Source organism: Halobacillus andaensis, from assembly GCF_014636475.1.
Classification (GTDB): domain Bacteria; phylum Bacillota; class Bacilli; order Bacillales; family Halobacillaceae; genus Halobacillus_A; species Halobacillus_A andaensis.
This window is the reverse complement of record NZ_BMEL01000001.1, coordinates 947,897-963,184: the sequence shown is the minus strand read 5'-3', so window position 1 is coordinate 963,184 and position 15,288 is coordinate 947,897. Positions and strand designations below refer to the sequence as shown.

The window sequence follows — 15,288 nt, the reverse complement described above, 5'->3', positions numbered from 1 at the left end:
TAACATTCTATACTGTTATCTTATACAGAAAAGGTGTGCTTTGTTCTCCCATCATTTTCAGCTCATGATTTCGATGAAATCTTTTACAAAAAAAGAGGGATCAAAATCAACGACAATCGTATGAATGGGGGCCTTACCTATTACTTTAGGGACGGGACGAAAATCTGCATGCGTCAATCCTTTAGAAGGACCGTCGACGATGACTTGTACTTGCCGGTCTACTGTAAGATAACGATCTTGATTTAACAAATATGAAAAAAGTGTCACATCATGAAGCGGGGCGCCATTTATGCCGGGAATCAGATTTTCATACTGCTTACTGTAATAGCTCATGATGGGTTCTAAGATGGAAGAATAAGGAGAGATGGAGTTCTGGGTTAGGTGAGAGATGTCGTCATTGGTAATGATGGCTCGGTTACTAACATTTAGAGGGATAAAGGTTATATTTTGTCCGTGCTTCGCTACCACTTTGGCAGCTTGAGGATCGCCGTAAATGTTGGCTTCGGCTAAGGGGGTAACATTGCCTGGCACGTGAAAAGCTCCACCCATAATGAGCACTTGATCTACTTGATCAATGTTACTTTCAGGATGGAAATACATAAGAGCAAGGGTACTAAGGCGCGAGAGATTGACAACGGTAAGATCTTTTCCGTGTTCATCAATTAATTCATACATTTTTGTAAAAGGATACACTTTTATCGAAGCGGGGGAGTCAGGAACGAACCCACCGAGACCATAATCACCGTGTATATCGTAAAAATATTGAGGCGCCTCCCCGGTTAACGGTCTGTCGGCCCCGAGAATAATGGGGATATCCTCTTGATCAGCAATCTTCAGTAAAAGCTTTGTGTTACGTATGGCATCTTTTTGACTAACATTTCCGTAATCGCAGACGATTCCCACAACTTCAATTTCAGGATGAAGAAGGGCGTACATAATAGCAAACGAATCATCTACCCCGGGATCAGCAATAATTAAGACTTTTTTCACGAAAAAGCCTCCCTCTAGCTGTTGATTATTTTTTATGGAAAAATGTATTTTTCGTAAAAGCAGCCATTTCCAGCTCTTCAATTGTCTCGCAGTACGTTTTCTCAATATCCCCGCTTAGCTGTTTAATCGGATGTTTAATAAAATGAAGCATTTTTTTATTGTGACACCAATCCCCGGGCTCAGCCTTGTCGTGTTTCCAATCTTTCCAAACGGAAGGGAGGGAAGGACTATAGATTCGAGCAGTTTTTACTTGAAGAGAGCACGGACTGCTTTTTAACTCATGGACTTGGCCTGGAGCTGTCTCTTTAACATCATTAAAAAGGTCGGGCCAGTAATCTTTGCGTGAACCTGTATGGGGATGAGCCTCAGCCCAATTGACGGTCTGAGTCAGCCGGCTTTGCACTGAGAAAAGTAAATCGTATAATCCTTTCCCTAACGTAATTCGATCCTCCACCGATGAAAAATGGTGAACCGTTCCACCGACCAGCTTTGTTTTCTGTTGTAGAGGTGTGGTGTAAGGAAAAAGGATGTGATTAAAGTCGAAAACGTCCTGAAGCTTAAACATAATCGTATCAAGAACCGTATCTTTATAGAGTGAATTATGAATCACTCGTTCTTCAATATACTGCTGCTCATTAATAATTAAAGCAATCGTCAACTCCTCATTTCGTTCATTTGACCACATATTTTCCCAGAAAGGCTTCATAAAATTTGAAATGTTAAGCGGATCGAGCAAATGGAAGAGGGGACGCTTCTGCTTCTTGCTTTCTTCATATAACAGCAGCTGAGGATAAGCATCCTGAAAGATGAGCCAGTTTCCTCGCTCTAGGAAAGCGAAGAAGTCGACTTGCTCTTGTTCCGTTAATAGTTTTGGTAAGTACTCTCCTTTTAAATCGGTCATATTCCATCCGGCATTACGAGAGACGAGGTGAGCCAGCAGTGCCCAATGAATTTCAGGGTGGTTTTGATAAAAGTTGAAATAAGCCTGGGTGCGCGTAATGTTATTTTGATTATTTGCCGCAGTGGCTTTTCGAATATTTTCAATGATTCTTTTTTCATCTGGAGGAAGTGGCGGATGGCTATGGTCGGTTAATGACTTGGCAATGCTTTGTTTTAATTGTTTGATGTGCTGTCTCGTTCGTTTGAGCAAGGCAGACTCCCCTCCTTTTACTGTATTTCTATAAATAGTATATGGGTGAAATTCCCTTATCATGTTTTATGGAAAAATAATGGAATGATTAGTTTTTACATATAAATCTGTTGTTATGCAGTCAGGGGCGATACATGTAGGCTTGTACTTTTAAATAACAGGAAAAAAACAGTTGCAAAACGACATCTGTGTCGATATAATAATAAAAACGACATGGGTGTCGTTAAGAGAGGCGGAACGGAATTGAAGTTAACTAAAAATCGTGGATATTTAACGTTAATGGCAGCCCAGACCATTTCAAGCCTTGGGGACTGGCTCAGCATCGTAGCCATCATTACTCTTGTGGGTTTAAAGTGGGAAGCTACACCAATGCAAGTCTCACTCGTTATTTTATGCCTGGCGTTACCTATGGCTTTGCTTGGACCTGTAGCAGGTACAGTGGCCGATCGATTGAATCGGAAAATGCTGATGATGGTATCGGATCTCGTGAGGGCAGGGTTAATTCTTGGGTTGGCTTTTGCGGAAACGTTATGGCTCGTCTATGTATGTTTGTTTACTATAGGTGCGTTTTCTGCTGTCTTTGTTCCAGCGAAGAATGGTAAGCTGAAAGAGTTAGTAGCGCCAGAGCAAATGAAAAGCGCAATGTCGATCACTTCGATGATTGATTCAAGTACAAAGATTATGGGACCACTGCTCAGCGGTTTATTAGTAGCGGCATTTGGAGCGAAGATCGTTTTTTTCATTGATTCAGCTTCCTTTCTTCTGTCCGCGATTTTTATTTTCCTATTGCCAAAAGGTTTGGAAGCTATGAATGAAGTACAAGAGGAAGACAGCAATCGAACTTCTTTTAAACAGGAGTTTCTTACAGGACTTTCTTTTATTAAACTAAATTCCTTTATCAAGATGGGCTTAGCCTTTTTAGGCATCAGTTTAATGATTTTACAATTAGCCGATTCACAAATTATCGTACTCATTCGTGATCTGTCCACGGCCTCTCCTGATTTGTTTGGCTATATCGTCACAGCGTCAGGTCTTGGAATGTTTCTCGCTGGCTGGCGGCTGGCGAAAAGAACTGATTATCAAGCGTTTCCTAATATGTTAGCTGGTGTGAGCGGATTGGGCATCAGTTTTGGCATGATGGCGGTTCTTACTTATTTTGACGTTGAATTTTCTATCGTATGGGGCCCTCTGTTTGGCTTGACTGGAGGATTTGCGGCGAGTCATATTTTTGTTCCTTTTCAGGCAACCGTTCAAGTTGAAACGCCTGTTCACATGACAGGGAGAGTGTTTGGAGTGATAAATAGCGTGATGACGATGGCTACGATTATTGGTCCGTTACTTGGGGGATGGCTCGCTACGCAATTCGGAGCGGTCCCAACATTTATCGTGACTGCAACGATTCTCGTTGTCATTTCGTTCGCTGGATATTTAGCGAAAAATAAAGTGGAAAGGGGAAGAGTACATGACACCGAAAGTAAGTCAGGAACACCTCGAGCAACGACGAGCTAATATTTTAGCAGCCGCCAAACGGGTATTTAGCAAGCAGGGATATACAAAAACGACAATGAAAGATGTGATGGAAGAAGCGAAGGTAAGCAGGGGCGGTCTTTACCAGTATTTTTCGAACAAAGAAGACTTATATGAAGCCTTATTAAAAGAAAATCTTAACCAGGAAATGAATGATACGGCCTTAAAACTAAAAGATGGAGAATCGTACTGGGACGTATTGCTAACGTACTTATTCGGTGAAGACCGGGTACCCGATGATCAAATGGATCCGCTTGCCCCTAGTAATTTAGAGTTTTTTATTACAGGACGGAATGACGAGCGACGGAGGAAATTTGGCCAGCAACGCTATGCTACCGGGATTGCACTCTATGCAGATATCTTTGAAGAGGGACAGAAAAGTGGGGAATTCAGTGATCGATACGACAGTCAAACGTTAGCTCGTTCGCTCATTGCTTATGTTGATGGTCTGGCCCTTGATCATGCGATATTACCAGCGTCGGATTTAAAGTTGAAAGAGCAATCGGAAATGCTCGTTGAATTTTTAAAAATGGCTCTTGAGATTGACTAAAAAAGGACTGCTCTTAATAAGAGAGGCCACTAAAAAACTCCTTTTTATCTAGGGGAGTTGTTGAAGTTTGTTGTTGATTCTCACGAATCGCTTGTCGGTGGATGCTTGCCGCGGGCACGACCTCAGCTAACTTGGTCAAGAAATTCACTTGACCAAGTGGATCTTCGGTTCGCGCTGTTCCCGCAGGCGTCACCACCGAACGCTCATCGTGGAATCAACGGAGGTCCATTTAAAAAGAGTGATTTTCTTTGATTTATAAAAGGAAATCACTCTTTTTTCTTGTACAATGGAAGGACTACATAAAAGTGAAGGGTTCGATGTTAGACCGTCAATTATCCTTGAATTTGTGTCAGGACGAGGGGATCTACGATAACAATGGAGGTTGCTCTTGAGAAAGGCGTGATTCAATCCAAGTCTCTCATCCTTGATGCAACACACATGAGAGTTCTATACAATCACTCATCTCCTCAAGAAGTATTGCGTACCCGTTCCAAGAACATCCGTAAAATGATTTATTCCATTAATGAATCGATGATGAAAAAGTTTCCTGAGAAACCACGGTGGAAGCTGAACAGAACTATTCAGAAGAACATAGGGATGAACTCGCCTTTCAAAACAGTGAGAACTTCAAGGAAAGAGCTAAAGAACGGTATAAGATTGAAGCAAAGAATAGTGAATTAAAGCATAGGCACTCCTCATCTTCTGGTCTCGAAGGCATGCGAACTCAAGGCGCAATGGCGATTTTCATAGCTAATGTGAAACGAAACCTAAAACTACTTAAGGAATAGAGGGTACAAGTCTCTTGGAATTAAAAGAAAAGCGGGGTATGGAAATTAAATTCCATACCCCGCTTTTTTGTAGTCTACCTCTCATAAATCTTCAGTTTTTCAGTGGCCTCCTTAAAAGAGGCAGTCTTTTTTATTTATTGAAATACTTTAGTTGTCCAGCTTTCACAGTTCCACACATCTGTAACGATGTCCTGATAGAATTCAGGTTCATGCGAAATAAGGAGGACGCTGCCCTTGTATTCCTTAAGGGCACGCTTCAGTTCAGCTTTCGCATCAACATCTAAATGATTGGTTGGTTCATCGAGTACAAGTAAGTTCGTTTCTTTATTAATAAGCTTACAGAGACGAACCTTTGCTTTTTCTCCGCCGCTCAGCACTTGCACTTTACTTTCGATATGCTTCTTGGTCAGACCGCATTTTGCTAATGATCCACGTACTTCCTGCTGGGTAAAGTGGCGAAACTCTTCCCAAATTTCTTCGATACATGTGCGGTCAGATTCTTCTTTTAGCTCCTGTTCGAAATAGCCGATGTAAAGGTGATCTCCTAATTCTACGGAGCCAGACACCGGCTGGATTTCACCAAGGATACTTTTTAGTAAGGTGGTTTTCCCGATCCCGTTGGCGCCAGATAAAGCAATTTTCTCCCCGCGTTCCATTGCTAAATTCAACGGTTTTGACAAAGGTTCATCATAACCAATAACAAGATCCTCTGTTTCAAATAAATATTTACCAGGCGTTCGTGCCTGCTTAAAGCGGAACGATGGCTTTGGTTTTTCGGAATCAAGTTCAATGACGTCCATCTTATCAAGCTTTTTCTGGCGGGACATCGCCATTCGGCTTGTCGCCGCGTTCGCTTTATTACGGGCTACAAAATCCTTTAAGTTCGCAATTTCTTTTTGCTGTTTCTTAAATGCTGCTTCTTTCTGCTGCTTTTTCATTTCATACACACGCAGGAACTCATCATAATCTCCAGGGTAACGAGTCAGCTCCTGATTTTCCATATGATAAATTAAATTGACGACACTGTTTAAAAACGGAATATCGTGAGAAACAAGAATAAATGCATGTTCATACGCAATTAAATAGTTACGCAGCCATTCGATATGCTCGACATCTAAATAGTTGGTCGGCTCATCCAGCAGCAAGATGTCAGGCTTCTCTAGAAGAAGCTTCGCTAATAAAACTTTCGTTCGCTGACCGCCGCTTAAGTCGTGTACATCACGGTCGAGCCCGATTTCATCTAGGCCGAGTCCATTGGCTACTTCTTCGACTTTGGCATCGATTGTATAAAAGTCGTTGTTCGTTAGAGCATCTTGAAGGCGTCCAGTTTCTTCAAGCAGTTCTTCCAATTCTTCAGGACTAGCTTCTCCCATTTTTGCAAAAAGATCATTCATCTCTTGTTCCATATCAAATAAATATTGAAAAGCTGTGCGCAGTACATCGCGCATCGTCATGCCTTGTTTTAAATCAGCGTGTTGGTCTAAATACCCAATTCTTGAGTGTTTCGCCCACGAAATAGTTCCTGCATCCGGCTCTAATTGACCGGTTATAATATTCATAAACGTGGATTTACCTTCGCCATTGGCTCCAATTAAGCCAATGTGCTCCCCTTGAAGCAAACGGAAAGATACGTCATCAAAAATTGCACGGTCACCGAACCCGTGGCTTAACTTATTCACTGTGAGTAAACTCATGTTATACACCTATTCCTTCGTAAAATTCTGCTTCCCTCATTATAAAGGGGAAGGCTGAGACAATAAAGCTTTTTGTTGATAAAATAAGGATTAGTGAATATAGATAGGTGTTGTACCGTCCGTGAATTACCAAATTCCTCTCCGTATCAATCCACTTCTCGCTGCAAAAAATAACAGCGAGGGAGGTGGGAGACACCGATGGCTAAAGACGTCTTGTGTGAAGTAAATAACTGTAAGTATTGGAGTAAAGGCAACAAATGTACGGCTGACGCAATTTATGTAGTCAGTCATGCCGGTGATCAAGCGACGAAAAAAGAGGAAACTGATTGTAAAACATTTGATCCAGAAATATAGGTTTTTTAGGGTAGTCGATTGTCGGCTGCCCTGCATTGATTCGTTATGAAATTATCCAAAGCTTCCACCATTTATATGAGGAGGTGGATGAGGAGATAAGAAATAAAGAATTTGAGAAAGAACAACACTCTAAATATCGTAAAAAACATACAGTGGTATGGATATGGAAAAAATTTCTACTTGTTTTTACATGATTTTAAAAGGGATCGTTCATTCAACGTAGAAGTAATCAAAACAAGGAGGGGTTTTGTGATTAAAGCCGTGCTTTTTGATTTAGACGGGACATTATTAGACAGGGATCAATCCTTGAAGAAGTTCGCAAAATCCCAGTACCATAGATATGAACAGCTTCATCGAAATATTGCTGAGAAACATTTTATGAACAGATTGATTGAATTAGATAAAAAAGGATATGTCCCTAAGCAAGTCGTTTATCCTAAACTAATAGAAGAGTTTCACGTTCAGGGAGTAAAGGCGGAAGAGCTTGTCAACGACTATTTCAATTATTTTCACGAGTCCTGCATTGCTTTTCCACACGTAGATGAGGTGTTGAAGGATCTTAAAGAAAAAGGATTACAGCTTGGCATCATTACGAATGGAAGAAACCCTTTTCAACTAGAAAACTTGAAGGCTTTAGGAATTGAACATTATTTTGATGTCATTCTTATCTCAGAAAAAGAAGGGCTGAAAAAGCCGGATGGACGAATCTTTCACCGGGCATTAAATAAGTTACATGCAAGACCGGAAGATAGTGTGTTTATCGGTGATCACCCTGAAAAAGATGTCTATGCAGCTATCCGAGCAGGGATGCATGGGATATGGAAGAGGGATGACTACTGGGGGAACGTACAGGTTGAGCATTCCATAGAGGGGATAGAGGAGCTTCCTTTAATGATGGAGCGAACGTTTTAGTCTAAGGTAAGTGAACGAGACTTCTAGTTCGAACTCTTATATACCGTTAAAGAAAAGAGGTTATACGACGTGTTGATTACATACATACCTCCGAAAAGTGGATCTTCCACGAGGGAGATGGCCATTCAAAAAGGGAAATATATAATTGGTTACATGAGTCGGTATTTTCATGATTGGGAAGGGCAAACGGCGTGTAGCGAGCATGAAGAAGTGAATCTGGAAGTTCAAAGTGAAGAAACGAATCAAGAATATACCATCCAACAAGTGTCAAAAGATCGTTTACGAGGACTTGAGTGGACTATTTTTCAAATGGGAAAACCGATCGGAAGGATTGAAACACCAAATGGATCTTCTAAGAAGCACCGAATTATAGCCGTTCTCTTAGATCACGAACCCATTAAGGTTGAGGCTACTTGGAAGAAAACTGGTCGGATTAATAAAAAAGGATCCACTGCGATTAAAGGTTTTTTTCAACATAAAATACACATTGAATCTCTGCAGGAACTAAAAGACTTAGACGCAGCTCTATTGGCCAGCATTGTACATGTATTTTGGAGCTCGAAGGCAGAAGGGAAATAAAAAAACGATCTTGCATAAGGGTACCAGGTACCGAAAAGCTGTAAAAGAGCGAAGTTTTCGGTACCTGGTACCCAGTGCTGGTTGTTAAGAAATGTGCGCTTTTCGTTTTTTAATTGATCCTTCAGTCATAGACGCATCCACTTTAGCGACATAAGGCATAAAAAAGTGGATGATCACGCCGCTAAAGAGAGTGATAATGACAGTCCCTACTCCTATTGGTCCACTAAAGAGAAAGGCTATGGCAGCAAGAACAACGCTCACTAATGCTCTCGATAGCGAAACGTTTAAGCCTGTCAGCTTTCTTACAACAAGCATCGTTCGATCAAATGGATTAGGTGCGAAATCGGCTTGCAAGTTTATAGCAATCCCTAACCCTGCAAAAAAGAGACCAAACAATAGGCAGATCAACTGCATGACTGGAGATTCTGGTGAAATCCATCCTTCTGTAGAAAACACCCATACATCAATGAAAAAACCAGTAACGAGTGCTGTGATGATGGCAAAGTATTCAGGCTTTTTCTTTTCCGCGACTGCATTAAAAATAATTAATGTAAAGGCTACAACCACTTCCCAGCTGCCAATTGTAAGGCCGAACGTACGAAATAATCCGACTAGAAGGGCATCGAATGGTGAAGTGCCAAGGTGCGAATGAATGGTTAACGCGATGCCGAACGTCATAATGATTATGCCCATGGTATAAAATAAGATTCGTTGTTTTGTACGAATACTCATTGAAAGCCCTCCTTTCAAAAGTCCTCGAACTACACTTCTTCTATCATAAAGGCAGATCCCTTATTTTCCAATATCTATAGGTTCGATTTATTGAAAAAATCAACTGATGTATTGGCTGAAAAGTGTGAATAGTAGTACTATGTTCATTTACGCATTTATCCCTTGTCACACTCCTTGCTTTCTTGTAAAGTAGGTCTAGATTTTAAATGAATATCGTTGATTTTCTTATCAAGAGAAGCGGAGGAACCTGGTCCAAAGATGCTTCAGCAACCACTGAAAAATTCAGTAAGGTGCTAACTCCAGCAAGTTTTAACTTGGTAGATGAGAAGGGTATAAAAAAGAGCCTTCTCCTAGTGAGGGCTCTTTTTTTATGTATCAGCGAAAGACAAGGAGGAAATTATATGGAGCAAGATATTAAAGCCAATCCGCTCGCTCTTATTCCATTTGGCGTGTTTATTATATTATTTATTGGCTCTGGAATTATTACAGGGGATTTTTATCAAATGCCGGTACTTGTCGCGGTCTTTGCCGCCATTCTAGTCGCCTTAACGATGAATAAGAAAACGGATTTTCAAACAAAACTGACGCAGTTGACAGAAGGAGGAGGCCATCCGAATATTATTTTGATGGTTGTTATCTTCCTGCTTGCTGGAGCCTTTGCCTCAGTTGCTGAAGGGGTAGGTGCCGTAGATTCAACGGTTAATTTAGGCTTAAGTATTCTTCCTGAGAATTTACTGCTAGTCGGCTTATTTATCATTTGCTGCTTCATCTCCATCTCAATGGGTACATCAACAGGGACAATAGCAGCGCTGGCTCCCATTGGACTCGGTGTAGCTGATCAAACAGATATTGGACTTGCATTAACGATGGGTGCCATCGTGAGCGGCTCTATGTTTGGAGATAATTTATCCATTATTTCAGATACCACAATAGCTGCCGTTCGTACCCAGGGCACGCAAATGAAAGATAAGTTTAAGGCAAACTTTTTTATCGTTTTGCCTGCTGCCATTGTAACGGCCGTTATTTTCAGCATATTAACAGCAAATGCTGCCTCGGTCATGAATGAGGATACGAGTTTTCAGCTGATAAAAGTTCTCCCATACCTTGGGGTACTCGTCTTTGCTGTGGCAGGAATTAATGTCATATTTGTGCTCATTGGCGGCATCATCTTCGCTGGAATTGTGGGATTATCGTTAGGTGACATTGCCTTGGCGGAGTACGTTACACTCATAGGTGATGGATTTGCAAACATGCAAGAGCTGGCGATGCTGGCTATCTTATTAGGCGGTCTCGTTGAATTAATTCGAAGAAACGGAGGAATTGCCTTCTTAATTCAAGTGATCAGCCGAAGAGTCTCTTCTTATAAAGGAGGAGAACTTGGAATTGCAGGCCTCGTCAGTATGGTGAACTTTTCGACCGCTAATAATACGATCTCAATTATTACCGCTGGACCTTTAGCCAGGCAGATGGCTGAACGCTTCGACATCGACTCTCGACGTTCCGCGAGCTTGCTCGATATTTTTGCAAGTGCTGTCCAAGGTGTTATTCCCTATGGCGCACAGCTTCTAGCTGTTGCAGGGGTAGCTGGGATATCGCCGGTTGAGATCGCCCCTTATTGTTTTTATCCAATGTTGATCGCGCTGGCAGGCCTTCTTGCCATTGCCTTTGGGTTTCCGAGGTTTACGGTAAAAGGGAGATAAATAAGTAGGTATGGTAGTAATAAGAGGAAAAACCTCACACAATGGCTTTAAAGCTGTCGAGACTCTCGACAGCTTTATTTAGGTTTATCCTACTCATACGATGGTTTTTACTGAGGAAGTTCTTTGAATTCTGCTTTACTTCGAACAATACTAAATACATAATTCCGCAGCTCAATTAGTTGCAGTGCATCAGGAGTAGGTTCACAGTAAGCCCCTGAAACGGAATGCGTGATCGTTTCTCCCTCTATGATAATTTTCCATATATCCTTTTCGTATGGTTCTTGCGTACAGACTGTTTCGTTCACTGGTACAGGGATCAATTCTTTCATTTTTTCATAAATTTTATCCTTTTCCTTAACTGAAAAGGCTATATCTGCTGTGGCTGTTCCTTCGGCTGTTAAATCCTTGGTTACTCGATCCTCAAACGAGTTTACTTCATTTTTTTGACCCAATCCGAATTGCAGAAAATCCAAAGTTATCGGGCCTATGTTCTGGCATCATAAGCTTGGTGAAGCCAATTTCTTTTGTGGGAGAATGAACGACTTCATTGGAATCTATTTGTGGTGAGTCACAGCCATTTAAAATAAAAACAAATGAGATAATAATGAACGATTTTTTAAACAAAAAGTCACCTCACTCACTATTGTTTGGTGAATAATTACAAATTAACTTTAGCATAGGTGAGATCTCCTGTGGGAGGTAATTGGTGTAAGCGGAAAATTAAATCCAGTCAGGAGGGGAGGTACATCTTTAGGGTCAAAAAAACTTGTAGAAAAACCTGAGGTTTCTCTACAAGCTAAAAGTCTTTAATTATTGAGCTTTTGATACTTTTTGTTGAGCACCAACATACTCCAATCCATTTTCAAAATCTCGAATTAAATCATCTGGATTTTCTAGTCCGACAGATAGACGTAAAAGACCTCCAGTAATGCCGCGCTTTAACCGCTCATGTTCAGGCATTGCTGCGTGGGACATTTTTGCTGGATAGGAGAGAATCGATTCTACTGCTCCTAAGCTTACAGCAAATACAGGCAATTCGATGTGCTGGCTGAATGAACGGACGGCTGCTTCGTCTTTTAATCTAAACGATAATACGGCTCCGGCTCCGCTTGACTGATACGCATGAGTGGACGAGCCAGGGTGCGAATTGAATCCAGGATAGTAAACTTCCTCTACAAGTGGGTGTCCAGCTAGGTACGTGGCAATTGTTTCAGCAGATTCAGATGACTGTTTTAAGCGGCAGTCTAATGTTTTTAATCCTCGTAACACAAGCCAGCAATCATGAGCTCCCAGGATGGAACCAAAGGAATTTTGTAAAAAGCCAAGCTGTTCTTCAATTTCTGGGTGGTTGGTTGCCGCTAGACCAGCTACCACATCACTGTGGCCTGCGATAAACTTCGTCGCACTGTGCAGTACGAGATCGGCGCCTAACTCAAGCGGCTGCTGTAAAGCTGGAGTCATGAACGTGTTATCAACAAAAGTAAGGCAATTGTTTGCTTTCGCAAGTTTGCTAACGGCTTGAATATCCGTAATGTTTAATAAAGGATTTGAAGGAGTTTCGATATACAATACCTTTGTATTCGGTTGAATGGCTGTTGCTACCTCATGAAGGTCAGTCATATTCACAAACGTATGCTCAATGCCAAAGCGGCCTAATACATCGTGGATCATACGAAATGTACCGCCATACACGTCTTCAGAAATAACGACGTGATCGCCTTTCGATAGAAGCATGAAAGAGGTTGAAATTGCCGCCATTCCTGAGGCAAATGCGTATCCACGCGTACCGCCTTCCAGGTTTGCAATGGTGTCTTCTAATGCTTCTCTTGTAGGATTTCCGGAACGACTATAGTCATAGATACCTGGGTTATCAAAATCAGCCTGATGGAATGTGGAAGCTTGCTGAATCGGGACACTTACCGCTCCAGTTTCTCGGTCAAATTTGTGATCATTGTGAAGTAGTCGAGTTTGAAACGTATGATGATTAGTCATGATAAATTTCCTCCTTTTTTAAGCTGGCCAGTGCTTGTTCTAAATCCGTTTTTAAATCATCGACGTGTTCAATTCCTACTGAAAAACGTAACAATCGATTACATACGCCGTAGCGCTGACGTGTCTCTTCTGGTATATCAGCGTGTGTTTGTGTGGTGGGATAAGTGATAAAGCTCTCTACGCCTCCAAGGCTTTCAGCGAAAGTAATGATTTCTAACTTTCGTAAAAATGGATCGATGCAATACTCAGATTTCAATCTGAACGAAAGCATACCGCCACGTCCCGGGTAAAAGACATCTGTCACATCTTCATGCTCTTTTAAAAATTCTACGAGGGAAGCCGCATTCTTCTCGTGCTTTTCCATTCGTATGGATAAGGTCTTCATCCCTCTCATGAGCAGCCATGAATCAAATGGTGAGAGTACGGCTCCTGCCGTATTTTGAAAATAGCCTAGTTTTTCACTGAGCTCTTCATTTTTTGCAACGAGTAGACCGGCCAGGACATCATTATGGCCGCCTAAATATTTCGTGGCACTGTGGATGACAATGTCGGCTCCTTCAGTAATTGGCTGTTGAAGTAGTGGAGTATAAAGCGTGTTATCGACGAGCAGCAAAACATCATGTTTTTTAGCAATGGTTGAAATCGCCGGTATATCAGCTGTGTGCATGAGTGGGTTCGTAGGCGATTCAATGTAAAGCGCCTTCGTTTGCTCCGTTATGTAGTTTTCAATTTGTGAGAGTCGTTGACTGTCACAATAGGTAAATTTAATGCCATATTGATTGGAAAGATAGTCGAAAAATCGGTAACTCCCCCCGTAAACGTCCTCTGAAACGACAATTTCATCCCCTGTTTTAAAGATGGATAAGGCTCCTTGAATCGCGGCCATTCCTGAACTAAATGCAAAGGCTGCATTACCTTTTTCTAAATCTGCTACGGATTGTTCTAGAAGAGTACGTGTTGGATTGCCTGTTCTTGTATAGTCAAAGCCGGTGGACTCGCCAAGCCCTGGGTGTTCATAGGCGGTGGAAAAGTGAACAGGTGCATTAATTGCTCCTGACGCATCTCCGTTATTTTTTCCTGTATGAACTAGTTTTGTTTCTGCTTTTCTACAACACATGATCATTCCCCGTTTCGTTGAAAAATAAAAAAAGCCTTCTTATAAGAAGAAGACTTTGTTGTTTAAATTCTTCTTCTTATCTTCCAAGTTGAACAATCAACTTGCTGGAGTTAGCACCTTACTGGTCATACCAGTGGTTGCTGAGGCTTCGACGGGCCAGTCCCTCTGCCTCTCTTGATAAGAAATCAATGTTTGTTATTTAATTCTTTCACCCTAATGTACACTACAGGGAAAGATTTGACAAGGGTATAAATAGAATTTTGCGAATTTTTTATAGAAAGTGATTAATCATACCACCTATACAAAAGGATATGTCACTGGCTAAGAAACTTATGATTAAAATATTGGTTCCTTAGTGGAAAGTTGATAAATGTTGCAGGGTAGTGATGAAACGGTAGTTGTATTTTATAAACAAGAGTAGGAGGTACATAATCGTTTGCTACTTCTTGCATAAGCTGTTAGTGAACTATGCAGAATTGTTCATAGCGGATCACACCGAGCCCAAAATGTCCAAAATGGAACGTTCTAATTGTAAATATAAATGAGTTATATATAATAGGAAGAAACTCGGATTCTAAGGAGGGAATATTGTGGGATTTTTAGACGGGCTTATGGGCAATGCAAGTGAAGTAGATCATGAAAAGTTGAGTAAAGAGTTAAAGGGCATTTTAATAAACGAAGAAAAAGTAGAAAGTGGATATAAGGTTATAAGGGACTCATTTATTTTCACAAATAAAAGATTAATATTAGTGGATAAACAGGGGGTGACAGGTAAGAAAGTTGAGTATCACAGCATTCCTTATAAAAGCATTACACACTTCAGTACAGAGACGGCGGGAAGCTTCGACCTTGATTCTGAATTAAAAATTTGGCTATCCGGTCAGTCCACTCCGATCGAAAAACTGTTTAAAAAAGACAGCCCAATTGAAGACGTGCAGCGTACGCTGGCTCAATATGTGCTGTAGTAATGAGCTGGGTAAATAGAGTGTGGCCGTTCAATCACTGTAAGAGAGTACGTTTTTTCTCTTTTTAAAAGAGACCGGGACATTAATAAAACAGTGATGTCAAAAAACGAACAATTGTATAAAGCCAGATCATTACCGTAGTCAAAAGCGAAGCATTTTGACGGAGAGGCGTGAATTCTCTTTAACATAAATCATCCGAACTGATTTCTACAAAATCGTTCGGATGACTTTATGCTTT

At 41.2% G+C, this 15,288-nt stretch carries 14 protein-coding genes, 1 pseudogene and 2 riboswitches; of the genes and pseudogenes, 8 read left to right on the top strand and 7 right to left on the bottom strand.

The annotated features are described in order from the left end of the window. Nucleotides 1–57: 57 nt before the first annotated feature. Nucleotides 58–990: a nucleoside hydrolase gene (locus IEV27_RS04930; RefSeq protein ID WP_188376329.1), complete on the bottom strand. Its 933-nt coding sequence runs from the start codon at nt 988–990 to the stop codon at nt 58–60. 25 nt (nt 991–1,015) lie between these two features. Next, nucleotides 1,016–2,140, bottom strand: coding sequence for a DUF2515 family protein (locus IEV27_RS04925; RefSeq protein ID WP_229734835.1), 1,125 nt, complete (start codon nt 2,138–2,140; stop codon nt 1,016–1,018). Nucleotides 2,141–2,383: 243 nt separating this feature from the next. On the opposite strand from IEV27_RS04925, the gene IEV27_RS04920 reads away from it, so the two are divergent. The 3 genes and pseudogenes from IEV27_RS04920 to IEV27_RS04910 form a co-directional block, all read left to right on the top strand. Further along, nucleotides 2,384–3,649 (top strand): MFS transporter, encoded by a 1,266-nt coding sequence (locus tag IEV27_RS04920; protein WP_229734833.1) that lies wholly within the window; start codon nt 2,384–2,386, stop codon nt 3,647–3,649. Then, the gene (locus IEV27_RS04915) at nt 3,603–4,217 is read left to right on the top strand and encodes a TetR/AcrR family transcriptional regulator (protein ID WP_188376327.1); all 615 of its coding nucleotides are present in this window, start codon (nt 3,603–3,605) and stop codon (nt 4,215–4,217) included. The genes IEV27_RS04920 and IEV27_RS04915 overlap by 47 nt, the downstream gene beginning before the upstream one ends. 581 nt (nt 4,218–4,798) lie before the next feature. Continuing rightward, a pseudogene (locus IEV27_RS04910) lies at nt 4,799–5,005 on the top strand (IS5/IS1182 family transposase); the annotation flags it as partial. Between the two features lie 134 nt (nt 5,006–5,139). Here IEV27_RS04910 and IEV27_RS04905 read toward each other — a convergent pair. Then, a complete protein-coding gene (locus IEV27_RS04905) occupies nt 5,140–6,699 on the bottom strand; it encodes an ABC-F family ATP-binding cassette domain-containing protein (protein WP_188376326.1) in 1,560 nt (519 codons plus the stop codon). Nucleotides 6,700–6,897: 198 nt separating this feature from the next. Here IEV27_RS04905 and IEV27_RS04900 point away from each other — a divergent pair, with 198 nt between their 5' ends. The 3 genes from IEV27_RS04900 (at nt 6,898) to IEV27_RS04890 (ending at nt 8,544) form a co-directional block, all read left to right on the top strand. Beyond that, a complete protein-coding gene (locus tag IEV27_RS04900; protein ID WP_188376325.1) occupies nt 6,898–7,053 on the top strand; it encodes a DUF1540 domain-containing protein in 156 nt (51 codons plus the stop codon). Between the two features lie 249 nt (nt 7,054–7,302). Further along, nucleotides 7,303–7,965, top strand: a complete 663-nt coding sequence (locus tag IEV27_RS04895; RefSeq protein ID WP_188376324.1) for an HAD family hydrolase — start codon at nt 7,303–7,305, stop codon at nt 7,963–7,965. A gap of 69 nt (nt 7,966–8,034) precedes the next feature. Continuing rightward, on the top strand, nt 8,035–8,544 hold the full coding sequence (locus IEV27_RS04890; RefSeq protein ID WP_188376323.1) for a hypothetical protein: 510 nt from the start codon (nt 8,035–8,037) through the stop codon (nt 8,542–8,544). A gap of 84 nt (nt 8,545–8,628) precedes the next feature. Here the strand turns inward: IEV27_RS04890 and IEV27_RS04885 are convergent, their stop codons facing one another. Beyond that, nucleotides 8,629–9,276, bottom strand: coding sequence for a YczE/YyaS/YitT family protein (locus IEV27_RS04885; RefSeq protein ID WP_188376322.1), 648 nt, complete (start codon nt 9,274–9,276; stop codon nt 8,629–8,631). 222 nt (nt 9,277–9,498) lie between these two features. After that, nucleotides 9,499–9,604, top strand: a riboswitch (SAM riboswitch). A 73-nt stretch (nt 9,605–9,677) separates the two neighbouring features. Between IEV27_RS04885 and IEV27_RS04880 the strand changes: the two genes are divergently transcribed. Next, nucleotides 9,678–10,976, top strand: coding sequence for a Na+/H+ antiporter NhaC family protein (locus IEV27_RS04880; RefSeq protein ID WP_188376321.1), 1,299 nt, complete (start codon nt 9,678–9,680; stop codon nt 10,974–10,976). A gap of 107 nt (nt 10,977–11,083) precedes the next feature. Here IEV27_RS04880 and IEV27_RS04875 read toward each other — a convergent pair whose 3' ends face one another. The 3 genes from IEV27_RS04875 to IEV27_RS04865 form a co-directional block, all read right to left on the bottom strand. After that, entirely contained in the window at nt 11,084–11,449 is a 366-nt protein-coding gene (locus IEV27_RS04875; RefSeq protein ID WP_188376320.1) for a hypothetical protein, read from the bottom strand. Nucleotides 11,450–11,786: 337 nt separating this feature from the next. Beyond that, nucleotides 11,787–12,968, bottom strand: a complete 1,182-nt coding sequence (metC, locus tag IEV27_RS04870; protein ID WP_188376319.1) for a cystathionine beta-lyase — start codon at nt 12,966–12,968, stop codon at nt 11,787–11,789. Continuing rightward, nucleotides 12,961–14,085 (bottom strand): methionine biosynthesis PLP-dependent protein, encoded by a 1,125-nt coding sequence (locus IEV27_RS04865; protein WP_229734831.1) that lies wholly within the window; start codon nt 14,083–14,085, stop codon nt 12,961–12,963. Before IEV27_RS04865 ends, metC begins: the two co-directional genes overlap by 8 nt. Before the next feature lie 73 nt (nt 14,086–14,158). Next, nucleotides 14,159–14,269: riboswitch (SAM riboswitch) on the bottom strand. 406 nt (nt 14,270–14,675) lie between these two features. Between IEV27_RS04865 and IEV27_RS04860 the strand changes: the two genes are divergently transcribed. Beyond that, entirely contained in the window at nt 14,676–15,050 is a 375-nt protein-coding gene (locus IEV27_RS04860; protein ID WP_188376317.1) for a PH domain-containing protein, read from the top strand. The last annotated feature ends 238 nt before the right edge of the window (nt 15,051–15,288 follow it).

Excerpts from the sequence above, each read along its gene's own strand:
- IEV27_RS04915 (WP_188376327.1), top strand. The coding sequence starts at position 3,603 with ATGACACCGAAAGTAAGTCAGGAACACCTCGAGCAACGACGAGCTAAT.
- IEV27_RS04905 (WP_188376326.1), bottom strand. The coding sequence starts at position 6,699 with ATGAGTTTACTCACAGTGAATAAGTTAAGCCACGGGTTCGGTGACCGT.
- IEV27_RS04900 (WP_188376325.1), top strand. The coding sequence starts at position 6,898 with ATGGCTAAAGACGTCTTGTGTGAAGTAAATAACTGTAAGTATTGGAGT.
- IEV27_RS04885 (WP_188376322.1), bottom strand. The coding sequence starts at position 9,276 with ATGAGTATTCGTACAAAACAACGAATCTTATTTTATACCATGGGCATA.
- IEV27_RS04880 (WP_188376321.1), top strand. The coding sequence starts at position 9,678 with ATGGAGCAAGATATTAAAGCCAATCCGCTCGCTCTTATTCCATTTGGC.
- metC (WP_188376319.1), bottom strand. The coding sequence starts at position 12,968 with ATGACTAATCATCATACGTTTCAAACTCGACTACTTCACAATGATCAC.
- IEV27_RS04865 (WP_229734831.1), bottom strand. The coding sequence starts at position 14,085 with ATGTGTTGTAGAAAAGCAGAAACAAAACTAGTTCATACAGGAAAAAAT.